Genomic DNA, 15,081 nt, shown 5'->3' on the forward strand with positions numbered 1-15,081 from the left:
GCTGACTGTGGGCGGCAAGAAGACAACGCCGAAGTTCGCGCGATTCGCCGCCGAGTTGAGAGCCGCCAAGCTACGCGCCGAGCGGACTTCCGGCCCGGTGGCATGCAGCAAGGTGGCCAAACTGGTCGGTGTCTCCGCCAGTAGCGTCTACGCCTACCTGCGGGGAGAGACCCTGCCCGATACCAAGCGCCTCGACGAATTGCTTGCGGCGCTGAATATCTCGGGTCCCGATGCAAAACGGCTGGCCGATCTGCGGGAGTCGCTCGAGATGTGGCATCGGGGTGAAGGTGCGGGTATCGCGCGCGGCGCCGAGGACTGCCCCGAGACCGAGACGACCGCACGAGAGGTGTTGCGGCACAACGACCTGCCGCGCGACATCGCGGTTCTGCACGGCCGGGAACGCGAGCTCGACGAGGTGATCACGCTGGTCGGTGACGGCGGCACGGTCTGCGTTCTGTCCGGCCTCGGGGGAGTCGGCAAGACCGCGCTGGCGGTTCGTGCCGCGCGACACCTGCTGTCACGGTTTCCAGACGGCTGCCTCTTCCTAGACCTGCGCGGTTACGCGGCCGGGCCGGTCGTGGCACCGGCGGTAGCCGCGGGCGCGCTGTTGCGGCAGATGGGAGTTGCCGCCGAATCGCTTCCCGCTCAACCGGACTCGCGGCTGTTGCTGCTGCGAGACAAGCTCGGTGCGGGAAAGTATCTCGTCCTGCTCGACAACGTCGTCGACTCGGCGCACGTGGCGCCGCTGCTGCCGGGAGCGGGTGCCTGCGCGATCATCGTCACCAGCCGCGGCACGCTCAACGGACTCGACGAGGTGGATCGAGTGCCGATCGGTCGGCTGAGCGAGGACGATGCGCTCGCGCTACTCGATCGCCTCACCCGCGGGCTGCCTCCCGGGCGTGTACCGAGCGCTTCCCAGCGTGCCGCGATCGCGCGCCAGTGCCACGGCCTGCCGGTGGCGATCAGGATCGCCGCGGCGATCCTGCGCAGCGAGATGTGGCCGACGGCCGAGCACGGCGAGCCACTGGTCGCGCTGGAGATGCTGCACGACGGTGACCGTGATGTCGAGTCGCTGTTCGAGTACTCCGTGGTCCGTCTGCCACCGGAATCGGTGCGGGCGTTCACGGTACTCGGCCTGCACCCGGGTACGAGTTTCGACATCGGGAGCGGCGCCGCGCTGATGGGCATCGAGCCCGCAGACATGTGGCGGCATCTGCGCCTGCTGATCGAGGTGAGTCTGCTCGAACCCGCCACGCGCGGACGATACCGCTGCCACGATCTGGTCCGCGAGTTCGCGCGCCGCCGCGCCGCCGTCCACTGCGATCGGGCCACCGCGCGGGCGGCGCTGGTTCGTCTCGTCGAGCATTACACCGCTTTCGCCGACGGCATGGACAGAGTGCTGACCCCGTCCCGGCATCGCGGCGAGATGGCGCCTGGTCCGCGTCGAGTCGCGGCGACAGAACCGACGTACCAGGAGGCCATGCTGGCGATGACCGCCGAGCGTGACAATCTGGCCGCCGTGGCCCGCGCCGCGTTCGAACACGGCCTCGACGAGCAGTGCTGGCAGATCGCCTTCGCGGTGCGCGGGTTCGCGTTCATCGCCAAGGACATCGAATTGTGGACCGAGACCCATGAGCTGGCCGTCACGGCCGCCGTGCGGGCCGGAAACCAGTATGCGGAGGCTGTCACCTGCAACAATCTCGGTCTCGCCCTGATGACGGAGGGCGAATCCGCGGCGGCTGCCGTGCGTTATGAGCAGGCGCGGGCGCTGTTCGTGCGGCTCGGCGACCGGCACGGTGAACACACCGCGCTGGCCCATCAGGCGTGGGTGCATGTGCACAGGCGCGAGTTCGAGCAGGCGCTCGAGCTGAGTCTGCGCGCCCTCGCGTTCGCCGATCTGCATGGTGCGCCGCGAAATCGGGCCATCCTGTTGCGGGACACGGCCCTCATCGAGGTGAGTCTCGGCAGGCATCTCGACGCCTTGCCGAGGCTGCTCGAAGCGGCGGAGATGTTCCGGACGTTCAACCTGTTCGCCGACGAGGCCATGACCGCGAACGTACTCGGTGACGCCTATCTGTCCCTCGGCGATTTCTCCGATGCCCGAGAGGCCTTCGAGCATGCTGTCGCCCTCGGGCAGATGGCCTGCAGCGCCGCCGAGCAGGCTCGTGGTCACGCCGGGCTCGCGAAGGTCGCCGACGCCCGTGGCGAACAGGCGGTGGCGCGACACCATCGGCGCAGCGCGATCGACCTGTCCACCCAGGTGGGCGACACCGTTCGGGTCACGGAGATCGTGGCCCGATCCGAGGCGGTCGAGACTGCGCCGGCCTCGGCTGGAAGTCGGCTGGAAGACTCTGTAATCGCCTGAACGGCAACCCTATCCAGATTCGGGCGCGGCGTGGCTACCGTGAATTCCGTGAACATGGTGGCCACTCTCATCACGGCCGTGACGACCGTCGCGGTCGCCGGACTCGCCTATCTGCTCAACCAGCGCGGCCAGCTCGCCCAGGAACGGCGGCAGGCGCGACTGGTCAGGATCAGCAGGCAGATTCGTGAGCTGTACGGTCCGCTGCACGTCATGGTCGACATCAACGAACGCATCTGGGAGAAGCTGCGCGAAGCGCAGGTTCCCGCCGCGGCGCACCGTCGTCCTGATCTCGCCACCGAGACCTGGCGGCGGTGGCGAGACCACGCGTTGATGCCGGTGAACCGGGCGATGCGCGATCTGATCATCGAACACGCCGATCTCGTACCGGATTACGAGGTTCCGGAACCGCTGCTGAGATTCTGTTCGCATGTCGCGTCCGTCGAGGTGCAACTGGCCGCCGAGTCCGACGGTGTGCATGTCCGCCCCCTGGTGCCACACCCGGGTGCCGGATACGTGCGCTACGTACGCGACACCTACGGACAGCTTAAGACCGAACAGCAAAAGCTGGTTCGTACGGCGCACTAATTCCGACCGTCCAGAATTCATTTCCGGGCGGTATCGGTTTGGGGTGCACAATATCGCCGAAACGGCTGCGGCTGAACGAATAGTGCCGTATTCATCTACCCGGTGAACCTTGCCCGGCAACGCTGCCGCGAACCGGCTCACCACCGTCTTGAATCTGGACTGGAGCATGTCTTGAGTTTCATCAAAGCGAGGCCGTCGCGATGGCTGGCCGTGACAACGGTTTCAGCTTTGCTGGTGGCCGGCCTCGCGAACGCCGAGGGCGCACTGTCGTTACTGGAACGGTTCACCTCGGCGGACGAGCGTGCCCTGCCCACCGTCTCCCCGACATCGGCGCTTCCCTTCGCTTCCACGTCGAGCCTCGCCCCATCCCCGGGGGTCGCGCCTTCGACAGGTGCCCGCGCGGACGGGTGGTACGAGTTGACCTCGTACCGAGCCGTCTCCTGGAACAACGGTTTCGACCCGGTCGATCCAGTTCGAATCGGATCGGCGAGCTTCCCGAGCAGCATTGTCGGCTACTACCCGTCCACGTCGTCGGACCCCATGAATCGCGCGATCTGGACGATCGGCGGCACATGCGATCGGTTCTCGGTATGGATCGGCAAGGACGCTGATTCCGGTTCGTCCGACGGAATCGGTCGATTCGTCGTGCAGGCCGATGACCGTGAGGTCTTCACCGGCGAGATGACGATGGACGACGGCGCCCGCGAGGTCACCGTCGACATTTCCGGTGCCTTCCGGCTGACGTTGTTCGACACGAGAAGGCCCCAGGATGCGAAGAATGCGTGGGGCCGGCCGAGGGTGCACTGCACGGAGCCGCCCGGGCGTAAGCGCTGAGACGGAGTCGGTGGGAATTCGTTCGCACCGGATGAAACTTTGGCAAACCAGCAGCAGAGTGCGTCCCACCGCGCTGCGGAAAATGGAAGAGAAAAATGAATCCACGGATCGGAACAATCGAAAGAGACCGCGCGCTGGCGCTTCTCAACGAGCATCAGGCAGCCGGGCGCATCGACCTCAGGGAATTCGATCTGCGGGCGCAAAAGATCACCGCTGCCGCCACCCAGGCCGACCTGGACGCCATCTTCGCGGATCTGCCGTCGCCGGTGAGCAACCGACGTAATCCATTGCTGCTCGCCACCGTCGCGTTGGGGATTACATGCGTCGTGCTGGTCGGCGCGGTGGTGGTACTTGCCTCGCAGCGGTCGTCCGCACCGGCGAACGACACGGCGGCGCCGGTTTCGGTGACCGCCCCGCGTCCGAGCGCTATAGCCGCCGCGCCGACCACTTCCCGATCCGGCACATCGACATCGACATCGGCTGCCGGGTCGACCTCGGGAGCTCTGTCGGACGTGAGCACCGATGCCGTGCAATACGTGATGGACTTCAAACCTTTGTCGGGTGGGGAGTCCGCGGATCTCGAGTTCGGGCCGAGCCGGGTGTCGGGAACTTCCTACAGCCGCTCTGTTCTGCTCTCGCCCTACCGGAAGGAAATGGCGTTCGTCGAGTACGACCTCGGACGCAAGTTCACCCGGCTCGACGGTGTGCTCGGCGTACAGGACGATTCGACGCCGAGCGACATCGCCGTGCAGTTCCAGATCTACGCCGACGGAACACTACTCACCGACGTCCTCGTGAAACTCGGTGCCTCTGTGCCGATCCATCTCGAATTCGACAAGCCGTTGCGTCTGCGCCTGCAGGTGACCGATACCACCGGGGGTGCCTGCGTGGGAGTCTTCGGAGATCTGCGCGCTACCCGGTAGCGGATGGTCAGCTGGGTCCTGTTCGACTGACTGTCGGGCCAGCTCCTCCACCAGCTCGGTCACATCGGCGTCGCCGGGACTGCGTCGTCCGACGGCCGCGCGCAGGTCGGCGACGAACGAGCGTGACTGCGGGCCGGTCTCTTTCCGGGTAGATCCGTCGCGAGGCCGGATCGGTGAACCATCGGTAGATTGAGCTTCTCGCGCGACCGTGGTGCGCGGAAGGGTCGCCGAGCATCGCGACCACGAGCGGGTTCTGGGCAGAACGGTGTGCAAGTCAGTACTCACCATCGCCGGGGTCGCGTCGATTCACTTGACAGCGACCGGCTTCGATGTCGTCAACCTCGATGTCCAGGTGGACGCGGACCGTGCCGATCTTGGGCTTGGCCACTCGGTAGAACGTCAGACACGGTCTGTCGTCGAACCTTTGGCCCATGGTTCACACATCCCGGATCATCGCCATGTTCGGCTGCGGCAGCTCCTCTGGCACTGCTCGAATCTTGCGGGAGCTGGGAGAGATTCGTCGTCCACAACGTGTCCACAGGGTGGCATGATGCGACAGCATGGACAGTCACAGCGCTATCGTCGGTGCGCAGCTCCGAGCTGCCCGCGAGGCTGCAGGCGTGTCGTTGGCTGCGTTGGCAAGCCGGATACACCGAGGGAAGTCGGCGTTGGCCTACTGCGAGACCGGGGAACGAACACCGCCTCCGGATGTCATAGGTGAACGTTCGTGCAGGTCAGAGAGATTGCTACAGTGTGGCGTGCCACGCATCGTCCCCAACACAACTCACCGCGATCGCCTCGGGGGTGTCATCGCGAACGCAATTGAGGATCTGCGTGAATCACGCCTTGAGACCGCTGCTCGGCTCGGCGTCAATGAGGCCGACGTACCGTTGCTCGTCGCGGGTGGACGAGGGCGTTACACCGTTGACCGACTTCTCGACTTCTGTGAACCGCTGGGCCTGGTGCCAGGAATGACCATCATCGGTCTCAACCCAGAACCGGCGCCGCCGCCCCGAATGAGCGGCAAGGTGCGCCCCCTCGATACGCCGTCTGAAACAGGCAACGCAAGCAGGAATCTCTCATTGACGTAGAGGACGTCGCCCTTGGCCACGAAACACGGCTGACCTGGAATCCGAAGTCACAATGGGTATTCTCCGATCAGCCCGCGCATGAGCCGCTGATCGATCGCTCCGTGTTCGATGCGGTGCAGCTGCGGTTGGCCTCGCGCGGACCGCGATCAACGGGTCGGGCGACCCAGCGTCGTAAGCACCCCTACGCATTCAAGGGGCTGATCTCGCATAAGTCGTGTGGTCGCCTGATGCAGGGCACTTGGAACCACGACAAGGCGCACTACCGTTGCCGGTACCCGTCTGAATATGCCATCGCCAACCAGATCGACCATCAACTATCGGTCTACATCCGCGAGGACAAGTTGACAGGACAGCTTGACCACTGGCTGGCTCAGATCTTCCGGTCCGAGCAGGTCGAGGAGTCGTTGGTCACGCTCGAGAGCGCCCAAGCTGACCAGGCGCCCCAGCTCGAGGAGGCGAGACGATTGATCAGCAACTGTGATCGAAAGCTAGCTCGGTACCGCGACGCGCTCGACGCAGGCGCTGATCCTGTCACGGTCGCAGGCTGGACCAGACAGACACAGGCCGAACGGCAGGTTGCTGCGAGCCAGCTGGCGAGCTTGAAACGAACTGTCGGCGAGAAACCGCGGCTGAGCCGCGAAGGAATTCGGGAGCTGGTCGAGTCCCTCGGTGGGATGGTTTCGGCCCTGGGGCGAGCTGATCCGGAGGACAAGAACGCGGTCTACCGTCAGATCGGCCTCAAGCTGACCTACATAGACAAAACACGGGTGGTGATCGCCGAAGCGACACCACCCGTGGGTGTACTGGTTGTGTCCGGAGGGCGATTCGACCACTACGCACACCGCCTGATTCAACATACGTCGTTGGTAGTGGATTGACGCATATGACGAGCGCAGCCACCGTGTTACGTCGCGCTGGTCGAGTTGCCGACGCGGGGCGCTCGTCAGCTCGGTCATGTCACCGGTTCGATCGAAGGCGAAGCGGGAGGATAGCTGCGCCTCCATGCTCCGGTCCACGATATTCGGCCAGGGTGGGAAGGATCTTTCCTAGGCACTGTTCTGCCCTTCTAGCGCTGCTGTAACGGCCGTAGCTTCTAGTTATAGCCAGTGAGTAGCTAGAGCGAATGGGAGAAGGAAAGGTCATGGCAGACAACATCAAGACAGTGGCGGTCAAGGGCTGGGCCTGGGACATCGCGGCCGATATCTACTTCCCGCCCGGGTTCGACGAGTCGAAGGTGTATCCCACCATCGTCTCTGCCCACCCCACCGGCAGTTGCAAAGCGCAGACTTCGGGCAACATCTACGGCAAGGCGCTGGCCGAGGCCGGCTTCGTCGTCGCCGCGTTCGACGCCAGCTTCCAGGGCGACAGCGGTGGCGATCCGCGCTCGGTCGAGGATCCGGGCTTCCGCACCAGCGACTTCAGCTTCGTGATCGACCATCTGGTCACCCTGCCGTACGTCGACGCCGACAACATCGGTGTCCTCGCGATCTGTGGAGGCGCGGGTTATGCCGTGGCGGCCACCAAGATCGACCGCCGGATCAAGGCACTGGGCACCGTGGTCGGCAGCAACGTCGGCCGGCTGATGCGCGAGGGCTTTTCGGAGTACAACCCGATGGGCATGCTCGAGGCCATCGCCGCGCAGCGCACCGCGGAGGCGCGCGGTCAGGCTCAAGTGATCAACGATCTGCTGCCGCCATCGGTCGAGGCGGCCAAGCAGGCGGGCGTCAACGATATCGATGTGCTCGAGGCCACCGACTACTACAAGACTGATCGCGGCCAGGCCCCCGGTGGCAAGACCAGCTTCAACTTCGGCCGTCAGGCCGCCCTTGCCGACTGGGATGCCTACGACCGTGTCGAGGTCTTCCTGACCCAGCCGCTGTGTGTCGTGATCGGCGACAAGCCCGGCGCCTTCGCGTCGCAGCGCTTGAGCATGGAGCTCTACGGTCGTGCCGCGTCGAAGGACAAGCAGCTCGTCGTGGTCGAGGGTGCCTCGCACTACGACCTGTACGACCAGCCCGGCCCCACCGGCGAAGCTCTGGAGAGCTTGGTGCCGTTCTTCCACAAGAACCTGGGCTGATCCAGCTCGATACGAAGCGAGGGCCACCGGAACACCGGTGGCCCTCGCTCTGTTTGTGAGCGGTGGGTCTCGACACGTGCTGGATATGCCGGTGGCACAGGCTGTCCCACTCCGCACAACGGTCGTGGACATGCCGAAGCAGTCGAGACCACTTTTGATCCGACGATCGAGAACGGCCAGGGTAGAGATGTCGGCCCTGCCTACCGATCCGCTGTCTTCTACCGCGACGACGAGCAGATGCGCACCGCGCTGAGCACGATTTCGGTGTCGAGAGTTCGGGATGCTACAGGTCAGGTGGAGTATTCACCTCGGTCATCGCGAGGAGTTCGGTACGGGCGATCTCGAGATCTTCGTCCGATAGGTAGGGGCTGGCGGCGGCGACCGCGAGCCCTTCTGTGGCGTATCGGATCAGGAGTACCCGGGTGTGGGGGAGACCGTCGGCGGCGAAGGCATCGGCCAGGATGCGGGCGTCGCGTTCGTAGAGGGCTTCGCGCTCCGGTGAGGTGCCGAGGGTGGTGATGAGGCTGGTGGGGGCGAGGACTCGCTTTACGTATTCGCTGTCGCCGGTGAAGGCGCGGATGTAGGCCCGGGTGAATTTTCCGGGTCTGTTCTCCGACAGGTCGATCTGGGCGCGCACCTCTTCGTGCAAGCGGGTGAGGATGTGCTCGGTGACTCCGTTGACGAGTGCTTCGCGGTGTGGAAAGTGATGCATGAGACCGCTTTTGGTGACGCCTGCCGCGGCCGCGATATCGGCCAGAGCCACGTTGGCGCCGCGTTCGGTGAATACCGCCTCGGCCGCGTCCAAGATGGCGCGGCGGGTTCGTTCCTTGTCGCGGGTAGCGGTGCGGTCGCCGGTGGTCGCGCGGTCAGGCTTCGTCATGTCGAGCTACTTTCGCAGTGCCGTGGGAAGGGATGGTGCGCCAGGCGAGGATCGCCGCGACGGCGAGGATCGCCGCCGCGATGAACGACGTTGTCTGCATGGCGTGGGCGAAGGAGTCCTGGGCCAGCGCGACGATGCCGGGGTCGTCGACCGTCGCGACGGTGGCGGCGAGCGAGTCCTCCACGACGGCCGCGTCGGTATCGGCGGGCAGGTTCACATGCGACCGGTAGTTCGCCAACTGGATGGACCCGAGAACCGCGATCCCCAGCGCCCCGCCGAGTTCGTACGCGGTCTCGGCGATCGAGGACGCCGCGCCCGCGCGCTCCCGGGGCACGGCGGTGACCACCGCGTCGACCGCCAGCGTCATGGCCACACCCACGCCGAGACCCAGTACCGCCAAGGCGGCACCCAGACCCCAGTAGCCGGAGTGGGTGGCGGACAACCCGAGCAGGAGAAGGCCGACCGCGGCAGTGGCGAGACCGGCGCCGATGGAGCGGCCCGGGCCGAATCGTGTGACGAGCACTCCGACGAAGGCGATCACCACGATGGACGCGATCGTGGCTGGAAGTTCGGCCATCCCGGCCCGCAGCGGCCCGTAACCGCGCACGAGCTGAAGGTACTGGGAGAAGAAGAACAGCAGACCCATGAACGCGAAGATCGACAATGCCGACGAGGTGACCGCACCCGTGAATGCCGGTCGGCGGAACAGCGCGATATCGAGCAGCGGGTACTCGAGATTCAACTGCCTGCGCACGAACAACCATCCTGCCACCACACCCGCTGCCGCGAACGCGAGCACAGTCCAGTCGAAACCCGTTCCGACCCAATGCTTTATCGCGTACACCAGAGGCACGATCGCGACAATCGACAGTGCTGCCGAGATGAGGTCCACCGGCCGGTTGGCGTCGCCGCGCGACTCCGGGAGCAGCACGACGCCCGCGACGAGGACGACCAGCATGATCGGCACGTTGATCAGGAATACCGAGCCCCACCAGAACCTTTCGAGCAGCGCACCGCCGACGAGTGGTCCGAGCGCGGCACCTGCTGTGGCGCCCGCGGACCAGATCGCGATCGCGGTGGTGCGTTGTCTCGGATCGGCGAACAGGTGACGAACGATCGACAGTGTCGAGGGCATCAGTGTCGCGCCCGCGACACCGAGTAGCGCGCGAGCGGCGATGAGCGTTTCCGGGTTCGGCGCGAACGCGGCCAGTACCGACGCACAGCCGAACGCCCCGGCGCCGATGAGCAGTAACCGTTTGCGCCCGATCTTGTCGGCCAGATTGCCCATCGTGATGAGCAAGCCCGCGAGCACGAATGAATAGATGTCGCCGATCCACAACAGTTGGGTCGCGGTCGGTGCGATATCGGTGGTCAGCGACGGGACGGCCAGGTACAGGACCGTGCCGTCGATCGCGAGCAGCAGCACCACCAGGACCAGGGCGGCAAGCGCCCACCATTCGCGCCTGCCTGCACGGTTCGTTTCGAGGTCTGCGATCACCGCACCAGGTTAACCATCCAACTGTCCGGTTGTACAGTCTAAACGGACTGTTAGATGAGAATCGCACCTCGACCAGGGCAGAAGGTGTGATCAAACGGTGGTGGTTCCCGCAGACGTGCGCGACAGCCGAACGGCCAGTCCGCCCAGGCTCAGCACGAGCAGTACCACCACCGACCAAGGCGGCAGGTGATAGGCCGCGATCGACGCGGCGACCAGCACGGCCGCTCCGACTACGCGGGGCGCCCAATCGCGTCGCGTCTCACGATAGAAATAAACGGCCTGCGAGAGCAGGTAGACAGCAGGCCCGGTCAGGACGAGCACGCCCGCGACACCGGCGGGAACTGTGTGCGCGTGGCCGAGCAGCATTTCCGCGCCTGCGGCGAACATCACCAGTCCCGCCACCACCCCGTAGATCGCGCTGAGCCCGAGATGCACGGCGGCGATCGGGTCGGCGGTGCGCGTGATGTGCCGGACCACCTGATGCTCGGCCCGAGCGAAGTACATCTGCCACAGACACACCAGCGCCACGAAACAGCCGAAGGCCATGGTCAGCACCAGTGCGTCGTCGTGGTGTTCGGTGATCACCCGGCCCAGCGTCAGCACGGTCTCGCCGAGCATGATGATGAGGAACAGCCGCATCCGTTCGACGATGTGTTCGGCGTCGAAAGCCAGTTCTCGCGAATGGATCCGTCGCCCTGGGATCGGGTGCGCCGCCCAGGTGCCGATCAGGTCGATCGCGGCCGCGGCTGCCCAGAGCCACAGGCGGTTCTCGGGTTCCACCGCCGCGCCGATCAGCCACAGGGGAGTGGAGACCGCGAACCACAGCAACACCCGCAGGAAGTGCTCACGCAGAGCTTCGCCGGGCGCGGTCACCGCGGCATAGACGCAGGGTCCGATCAGCGCGGCCAGCATCGGCACCACGAACAGCCACGGACTGTCGTCGAACGCGTGCGCGATTCCGGCGTTGGCGAACAGACCGAACGCCATCACCACCACGGTGATGATCTGGGTGGTCTTGCGTTCGACGTCGAGCATGGTGATCTCGAAGGTGGTGAACGTCCAGATTCCGACCACCGCGATCAACGCGACCAGTGTCTCGGCCGCGCCCCGCCAGCTCAGATGTGAAACCAGATGATGGGTGAGCTGCCCCAGTGCCAGGACGAAGACCAGGTCGAAGAACAGTTCCAGCGGCGACACCGCGCGTGCGAGCGGAAGACGCGGTGCGCTCATGGCTTCCTCCGTAGCGGATCTCCAGCAGTGCCCAGCGAAGTCTCAGCATACCGAGAAGAGCATGCCGGATCCGTTTGTCGCCACGACCGGTGAACGCCTGCATCGCGGAGCCGACCGCCCACGCCGCTCCTGCGTTACGTGACCCCAGGGGAGAGGAGCCCTCGCGGGCGCCGTTCTCCCCGGCGCAGTAGTCGAAAGCCTCGGCGATGTCGTCGAAACCGAAAGTCTCGGTGACCAATTCGTCCAGCACCAACGCGCCCCCTCGTAGAACTCGACCAGTTGCGGGATGTCGCGCTTCACGTAGGCCGAGCCGCGCGGGCCGTCGCTGCGGTCGCGGGCTGCTCACCGGGGGCCGACCCGGCACCCACCAACAGGAGATCGGCCTCGGGCGCTGTGCACGGTTCGGGAGGCCGCTTCGGGAATTCTCGGCCCGCTGATTCGGACCCACCGAATGGGGTAGGCGCACGGTGGCGTCATCTAAGCATAATGCGTAATTTTCGCTGGAGGCCTGGCCTTACTGAAGGGATCACGGATGTCAAGGATCAAGCTTCGACCACTCGAGCAGCAGGTTGCCGTCGTTGCCGGCGGATCGAGCGGTATCGGTCGAGAGACCGCACCTCGGCTTGCCGCCGCGGGGACGAAGGTGGTGGTGGCGGCGCGCAACGAAGCGGGGCTGTCGACGCTTGTGCGTGAGATCGAGGACGCCGGTGGGGAGGCGGTGTATGTCGTCTGCGATGTGAGCGACCGGGCTCAGGTCGAGTCCGTCGCCGAGGCGGCCGTGGCGAAGTTCGGTCGGATCGATACATGGGTCGCTGTCGCGGCCGTGGTGGTCTACGCGGACTTCGAACACACCACACCCGAGGAGTTCCGCCGGTTGATGGAGGTCAACTTCATGGGACAGGTGCACGGCTTCCAGGTGGCGCTGCCGCATCTTCGCCGGGCGGGCGGCGGTGCGCTGGTGTCGGTGGGCTCGGGTGAGACGGTGATCTCCATGCCGCTCAACAGCGCCTACGCCGCGTCCAAGCACGCGGTCGAAGGAATGCTCGACGCTCTGCGGCGGGAGCTGCAAGCCGCGGGTACACCGATTTCGGTCACCAGTATCAAACCGGCGGCGATCAATACGCCGTTCTTCGACAACGGCCGCAACAAGATGGGCGTGAAGCCGAAGGGCGCCCCGCCGTTCTACGACCCGGCGGTGGTCGCCGAGTGCGTTCTGTTCGCCGCCACTTACCCGGTCCGCGATCTTTACGCCGGTGGCGCGGCCAAGCTGATGAAGGTGACACAGCACCTCACCCCCCGACTGGCCGACGTCGTGCTGGCCAAGTTCGGTATTCCGATGGAGCAAACCAAGGACGCGGCGACCGACACCGACGGCAATCTCTACGAGCCGAGCGGGGACGCACGCGTCAAAGGGGATTTCGGAAAACAAGCGCTGCCGTTCAGCCCCTACACCTGGCTGGCGACCCATCCCACTGCGCGCCGCCTGCTCTTGGCGGGCGCGGTAGGTGGGCTGGGAACACGATGGGCCGCCCGCGCGCGGTCCGTTGCGTAACAACCGACGCCCGTCGCGGACGATCCACGAAATTCACTTGACGAGAGAGGAAGCTCATGACAACCGACAACATCGAACACGTTCGTATCAATGCCCTGGCTTGGGACCTCGCGGCAGATATCTACTATCCGCCGGGATTCGATGCCGGCCGGAAATACACCACGATCATCAGTGCCCACCCGACCGGCAGCTGTAAGGAACAGACCTCGGGCAATATCTACGCCACCGCGCTGGCCGAGCGGGGGTTCGTGGCGATCGCCTTCGACGCGAGCTTTCAAGGTGACAGCGGGGGCGAACCGCGCCTGATCGAGGACCCAGGGTTTCGTGCGGAGGACTTCAGCTACGTCATCGACTATCTGGTCACCCAGCCCTGGGTCGATGAGAACCGGATCGGGGTACTGGCCATCTGCGGCGGCGGTGGCTACGCCGTCAACGCCACCATGACCGAACGACGCATCAAAGCCCTCGGCACGGTGACCGGTGCGAATGTCGGGCGGCGAATGCTCGAGGGCTTCACCGAATACGACCCACTGGGTGCGCTCGAGGCGATGGCCGCGCAGCGCACCGCCGAGGCTCGCGGCAAGGACGAGCAGGTCAACGATCTGCTGCCACCGTCCCCGGAAGCGGCCGAGCAGGCAGGTCTGACGGATGTCGACCTGGTCGAGGCGACCGAGTACTACAAGACCGACCGCGGGCGTAAACCCAATGGCCGCACCAGCTTTCTGTTTTCCCGGCAGGCGCGCCTCGTCGGTTGGGATGCCTACACCCGCGCGGAGATCCTGCTCACCCAGCCGTTGTGCCTCGTCGTCGGCGACAAGCCCGGCGCGTTCGGCGCCTACCGCGACGCGTTCGAGCTCTACCAGCGCGCCGCGTCCAAGGACAAGGAACTTGTCGTTTTGGAGGGAGTGACGCACTACGACCTCTACGACCAGCCCGAAGCGGTATCGCAGGCGCTGGACCGCCTCGTGCCCTTCTTCACCAAACATCTCTGACGGACCGTCAGCACGGTGAGTAGGGTCGCGCGAGCTTTTCCGGCCTACTCACCGGCCCGGCGTCGGCTCGTCCTCATCGATCGGACGGGTCAGCAACTGTTCGATGAGAACTTTTGCGGCCGGGCTGAATTCGCGACCACGGGCAGTGGCGAGATGGATCCGTCGTTCCGCCCAGGGTTCGGCGAGTTCCAGCACGGCGACGCGGCCGGTCCATTCGTGGCCGACCAGGCATTCGGGCTGCACGGTGACGCCGAGCCCGGCATGGACCAGGCTGATGGCGGCACCGCCGCTGCGTAACACGTGCTTCGGGGCGTATTCCTCACCGATTCGGTGCGCCGCGGCGCGCAGCGCACCGACCAGCGCGCGCGGCGCGATCAGGTTCTCGGGCAACAGGTCCCGGATCGTCACGCTCGATTGCCCGCTGAGCGAGTGCTCGAGGGGAACCACGGCGACGATGCGGTCGCGCCGGTACGGCGTCACCTCCACGCCGTCCAGATCCAGGCCATACGCCGAGACGAAGACGCCGAGGTCGGCTTCACCGCGCGCCACCTCCTGCACGATATCGGCGTTCTCCACCTCGTGCACCACCAGGTCGACCAGCGGGTACTCGCGGCTGAACTCGCCCAGCTCACGAGCCAGGAACGGCACGATCACCGACCGGGCCGAAACGATCCGCAACTCGCCCTGCACGCCCTCGGTGAGCGAGGCGAATTCGGTGCGCATGTCGTCGAGACTGTCGAAGATCATCCGGGCGTGGCGGGCCAGGATCGCCCCCGCCTGGCTCGGAATCACCCCTTTCGGTGTCCGCTCCAGCAGTTTGACGCCCGCGATGTTCTCGAGCACCTGAATGCGTTTGGTCGCGGTGGACGCGGCGATGTTCTCGCGAATCGCGGCCAGGCCGATCTGCTGTTCTTCGATCGCGGAGAGGAACAGGCGCAAGGTGAACAGGTCGACCTGCCTGATCAGGTGCAACCGGTTGAGCGTGCCCATCTCACCTCCGCTGTCGGGCCGGACCGGTGTCTCCGATCATAGTGCGTTTGCATGCAGACAATAT

Annotated in this window: 14 protein-coding genes and 2 pseudogenes; 11 read left to right on the forward strand and 5 right to left on the reverse strand. The window is 65.4% G+C overall.

What is annotated here, in order from left to right:
- Nucleotides 1–7: 7 nt before the first annotated feature.
- From AB0F86_RS06410 to AB0F86_RS06425, 4 genes are all read left to right on the forward strand, one after another.
- Nucleotides 8–2,365, forward strand: a complete 2,358-nt coding sequence (locus AB0F86_RS06410; RefSeq protein WP_356982452.1) for a helix-turn-helix transcriptional regulator — start codon at nt 8–10, stop codon at nt 2,363–2,365.
- A 54-nt stretch (nt 2,366–2,419) separates the two neighbouring features.
- Nucleotides 2,420–2,950 carry a hypothetical protein gene (locus tag AB0F86_RS06415; protein ID WP_356983739.1) on the forward strand — a complete coding sequence of 177 codons (531 nt, stop codon included), beginning with the start codon at nt 2,420–2,422 and terminating at the stop codon, nt 2,948–2,950.
- 102 nt (nt 2,951–3,052) lie between these two features.
- Nucleotides 3,053–3,784 (forward strand): NPCBM/NEW2 domain-containing protein, encoded by a 732-nt coding sequence (locus tag AB0F86_RS06420; protein ID WP_356982454.1) that lies wholly within the window; start codon nt 3,053–3,055, stop codon nt 3,782–3,784.
- A 95-nt stretch (nt 3,785–3,879) separates the two neighbouring features.
- Nucleotides 3,880–4,707 (forward strand): DUF1707 domain-containing protein, encoded by an 828-nt coding sequence (locus AB0F86_RS06425; RefSeq protein WP_356982455.1) that lies wholly within the window; start codon nt 3,880–3,882, stop codon nt 4,705–4,707.
- 7 nt (nt 4,708–4,714) lie between these two features.
- Here the strand turns inward: AB0F86_RS06425 and AB0F86_RS06430 are convergent, their stop codons facing one another.
- A complete protein-coding gene (locus AB0F86_RS06430; protein ID WP_356983741.1) occupies nt 4,715–4,942 on the reverse strand; it encodes a hypothetical protein in 228 nt (75 codons plus the stop codon).
- 325 nt (nt 4,943–5,267) lie between these two features.
- On the opposite strand from AB0F86_RS06430, the pseudogene AB0F86_RS06435 reads away from it, so the two are divergent.
- From AB0F86_RS06435 to AB0F86_RS06455, 5 genes and pseudogenes are all read left to right on the forward strand, one after another.
- A pseudogene (locus AB0F86_RS06435) lies at nt 5,268–5,411 on the forward strand (helix-turn-helix transcriptional regulator); the annotation flags it as partial.
- Nucleotides 5,412–5,465: 54 nt separating this feature from the next.
- Entirely contained in the window at nt 5,466–5,798 is a 333-nt protein-coding gene (locus AB0F86_RS06440) for a hypothetical protein (protein ID WP_356983788.1), read from the forward strand.
- Between the two features lie 101 nt (nt 5,799–5,899).
- Entirely contained in the window at nt 5,900–6,676 is a 777-nt protein-coding gene (locus AB0F86_RS06445) for a hypothetical protein (protein WP_356982457.1), read from the forward strand.
- Between the two features lie 263 nt (nt 6,677–6,939).
- Nucleotides 6,940–7,875 carry an alpha/beta hydrolase gene (locus AB0F86_RS06450; protein WP_356982459.1) on the forward strand — a complete coding sequence of 312 codons (936 nt, stop codon included), beginning with the start codon at nt 6,940–6,942 and terminating at the stop codon, nt 7,873–7,875.
- Between the two features lie 165 nt (nt 7,876–8,040).
- Nucleotides 8,041–8,085, forward strand: a pseudogene (locus AB0F86_RS06455) (hypothetical protein); the annotation flags it as partial.
- 73 nt (nt 8,086–8,158) lie between these two features.
- Here the strand turns inward: AB0F86_RS06455 and AB0F86_RS06460 are convergent.
- The 3 genes from AB0F86_RS06460 to AB0F86_RS06470 form a co-directional block, all read right to left on the reverse strand.
- The gene (locus AB0F86_RS06460; protein WP_356982461.1) at nt 8,159–8,755 is read right to left on the reverse strand and encodes a TetR family transcriptional regulator; all 597 of its coding nucleotides are present in this window, start codon (nt 8,753–8,755) and stop codon (nt 8,159–8,161) included.
- The gene (locus AB0F86_RS06465) at nt 8,742–10,253 is read right to left on the reverse strand and encodes an MFS transporter (RefSeq protein ID WP_356982463.1); all 1,512 of its coding nucleotides are present in this window, start codon (nt 10,251–10,253) and stop codon (nt 8,742–8,744) included. Before AB0F86_RS06465 ends, AB0F86_RS06460 begins: the two co-directional genes overlap by 14 nt.
- 90 nt (nt 10,254–10,343) lie before the next feature.
- The gene (locus AB0F86_RS06470; RefSeq protein WP_356982464.1) at nt 10,344–11,483 is read right to left on the reverse strand and encodes a low temperature requirement protein A; all 1,140 of its coding nucleotides are present in this window, start codon (nt 11,481–11,483) and stop codon (nt 10,344–10,346) included.
- A gap of 532 nt (nt 11,484–12,015) precedes the next feature.
- On the opposite strand from AB0F86_RS06470, the gene AB0F86_RS06475 reads away from it, so the two are divergent.
- Nucleotides 12,016–13,035, forward strand: coding sequence for an SDR family oxidoreductase (locus AB0F86_RS06475; protein WP_356982465.1), 1,020 nt, complete (start codon nt 12,016–12,018; stop codon nt 13,033–13,035).
- Between the two features lie 56 nt (nt 13,036–13,091).
- Complete coding sequence (locus AB0F86_RS06480; RefSeq protein WP_356982467.1) at nt 13,092–14,027, forward strand: alpha/beta hydrolase; 936 nt, start codon at nt 13,092–13,094, stop codon at nt 14,025–14,027.
- Nucleotides 14,028–14,075: 48 nt separating this feature from the next.
- Here the strand turns inward: AB0F86_RS06480 and AB0F86_RS06485 are convergent, their stop codons facing one another.
- Nucleotides 14,076–15,017, reverse strand: coding sequence for a LysR substrate-binding domain-containing protein (locus AB0F86_RS06485; RefSeq protein WP_356982469.1), 942 nt, complete (start codon nt 15,015–15,017; stop codon nt 14,076–14,078).
- Nucleotides 15,018–15,081: the final 64 nt, after the last annotated feature.

The sequence above is a fragment of the Nocardia sp. NPDC023733 genome (assembly GCF_040639775.1).
GTDB lineage: Bacteria > Actinomycetota > Actinomycetes > Mycobacteriales > Mycobacteriaceae > Nocardia > Nocardia rosealba.

Coding starts and splice junctions, on each gene's coding strand:
- AB0F86_RS06415 (WP_356983739.1), top strand. CDS start 2,420: ATGGTGGCCACTCTCATCACGGCCGTGACGACCGTCGCGGTCGCCGGA.
- AB0F86_RS06425 (WP_356982455.1), top strand. CDS start 3,880: ATGAATCCACGGATCGGAACAATCGAAAGAGACCGCGCGCTGGCGCTT.
- AB0F86_RS06430 (WP_356983741.1), bottom strand. CDS start 4,942: ATGCTCGGCGACCCTTCCGCGCACCACGGTCGCGCGAGAAGCTCAATC.
- AB0F86_RS06450 (WP_356982459.1), top strand. CDS start 6,940: ATGGCAGACAACATCAAGACAGTGGCGGTCAAGGGCTGGGCCTGGGAC.
- AB0F86_RS06460 (WP_356982461.1), bottom strand. CDS start 8,755: ATGACGAAGCCTGACCGCGCGACCACCGGCGACCGCACCGCTACCCGC.
- AB0F86_RS06470 (WP_356982464.1), bottom strand. CDS start 11,483: ATGAGCGCACCGCGTCTTCCGCTCGCACGCGCGGTGTCGCCGCTGGAA.
- AB0F86_RS06475 (WP_356982465.1), top strand. CDS start 12,016: ATGTCAAGGATCAAGCTTCGACCACTCGAGCAGCAGGTTGCCGTCGTT.
- AB0F86_RS06480 (WP_356982467.1), top strand. CDS start 13,092: ATGACAACCGACAACATCGAACACGTTCGTATCAATGCCCTGGCTTGG.
- AB0F86_RS06485 (WP_356982469.1), bottom strand. CDS start 15,017: ATGGGCACGCTCAACCGGTTGCACCTGATCAGGCAGGTCGACCTGTTC.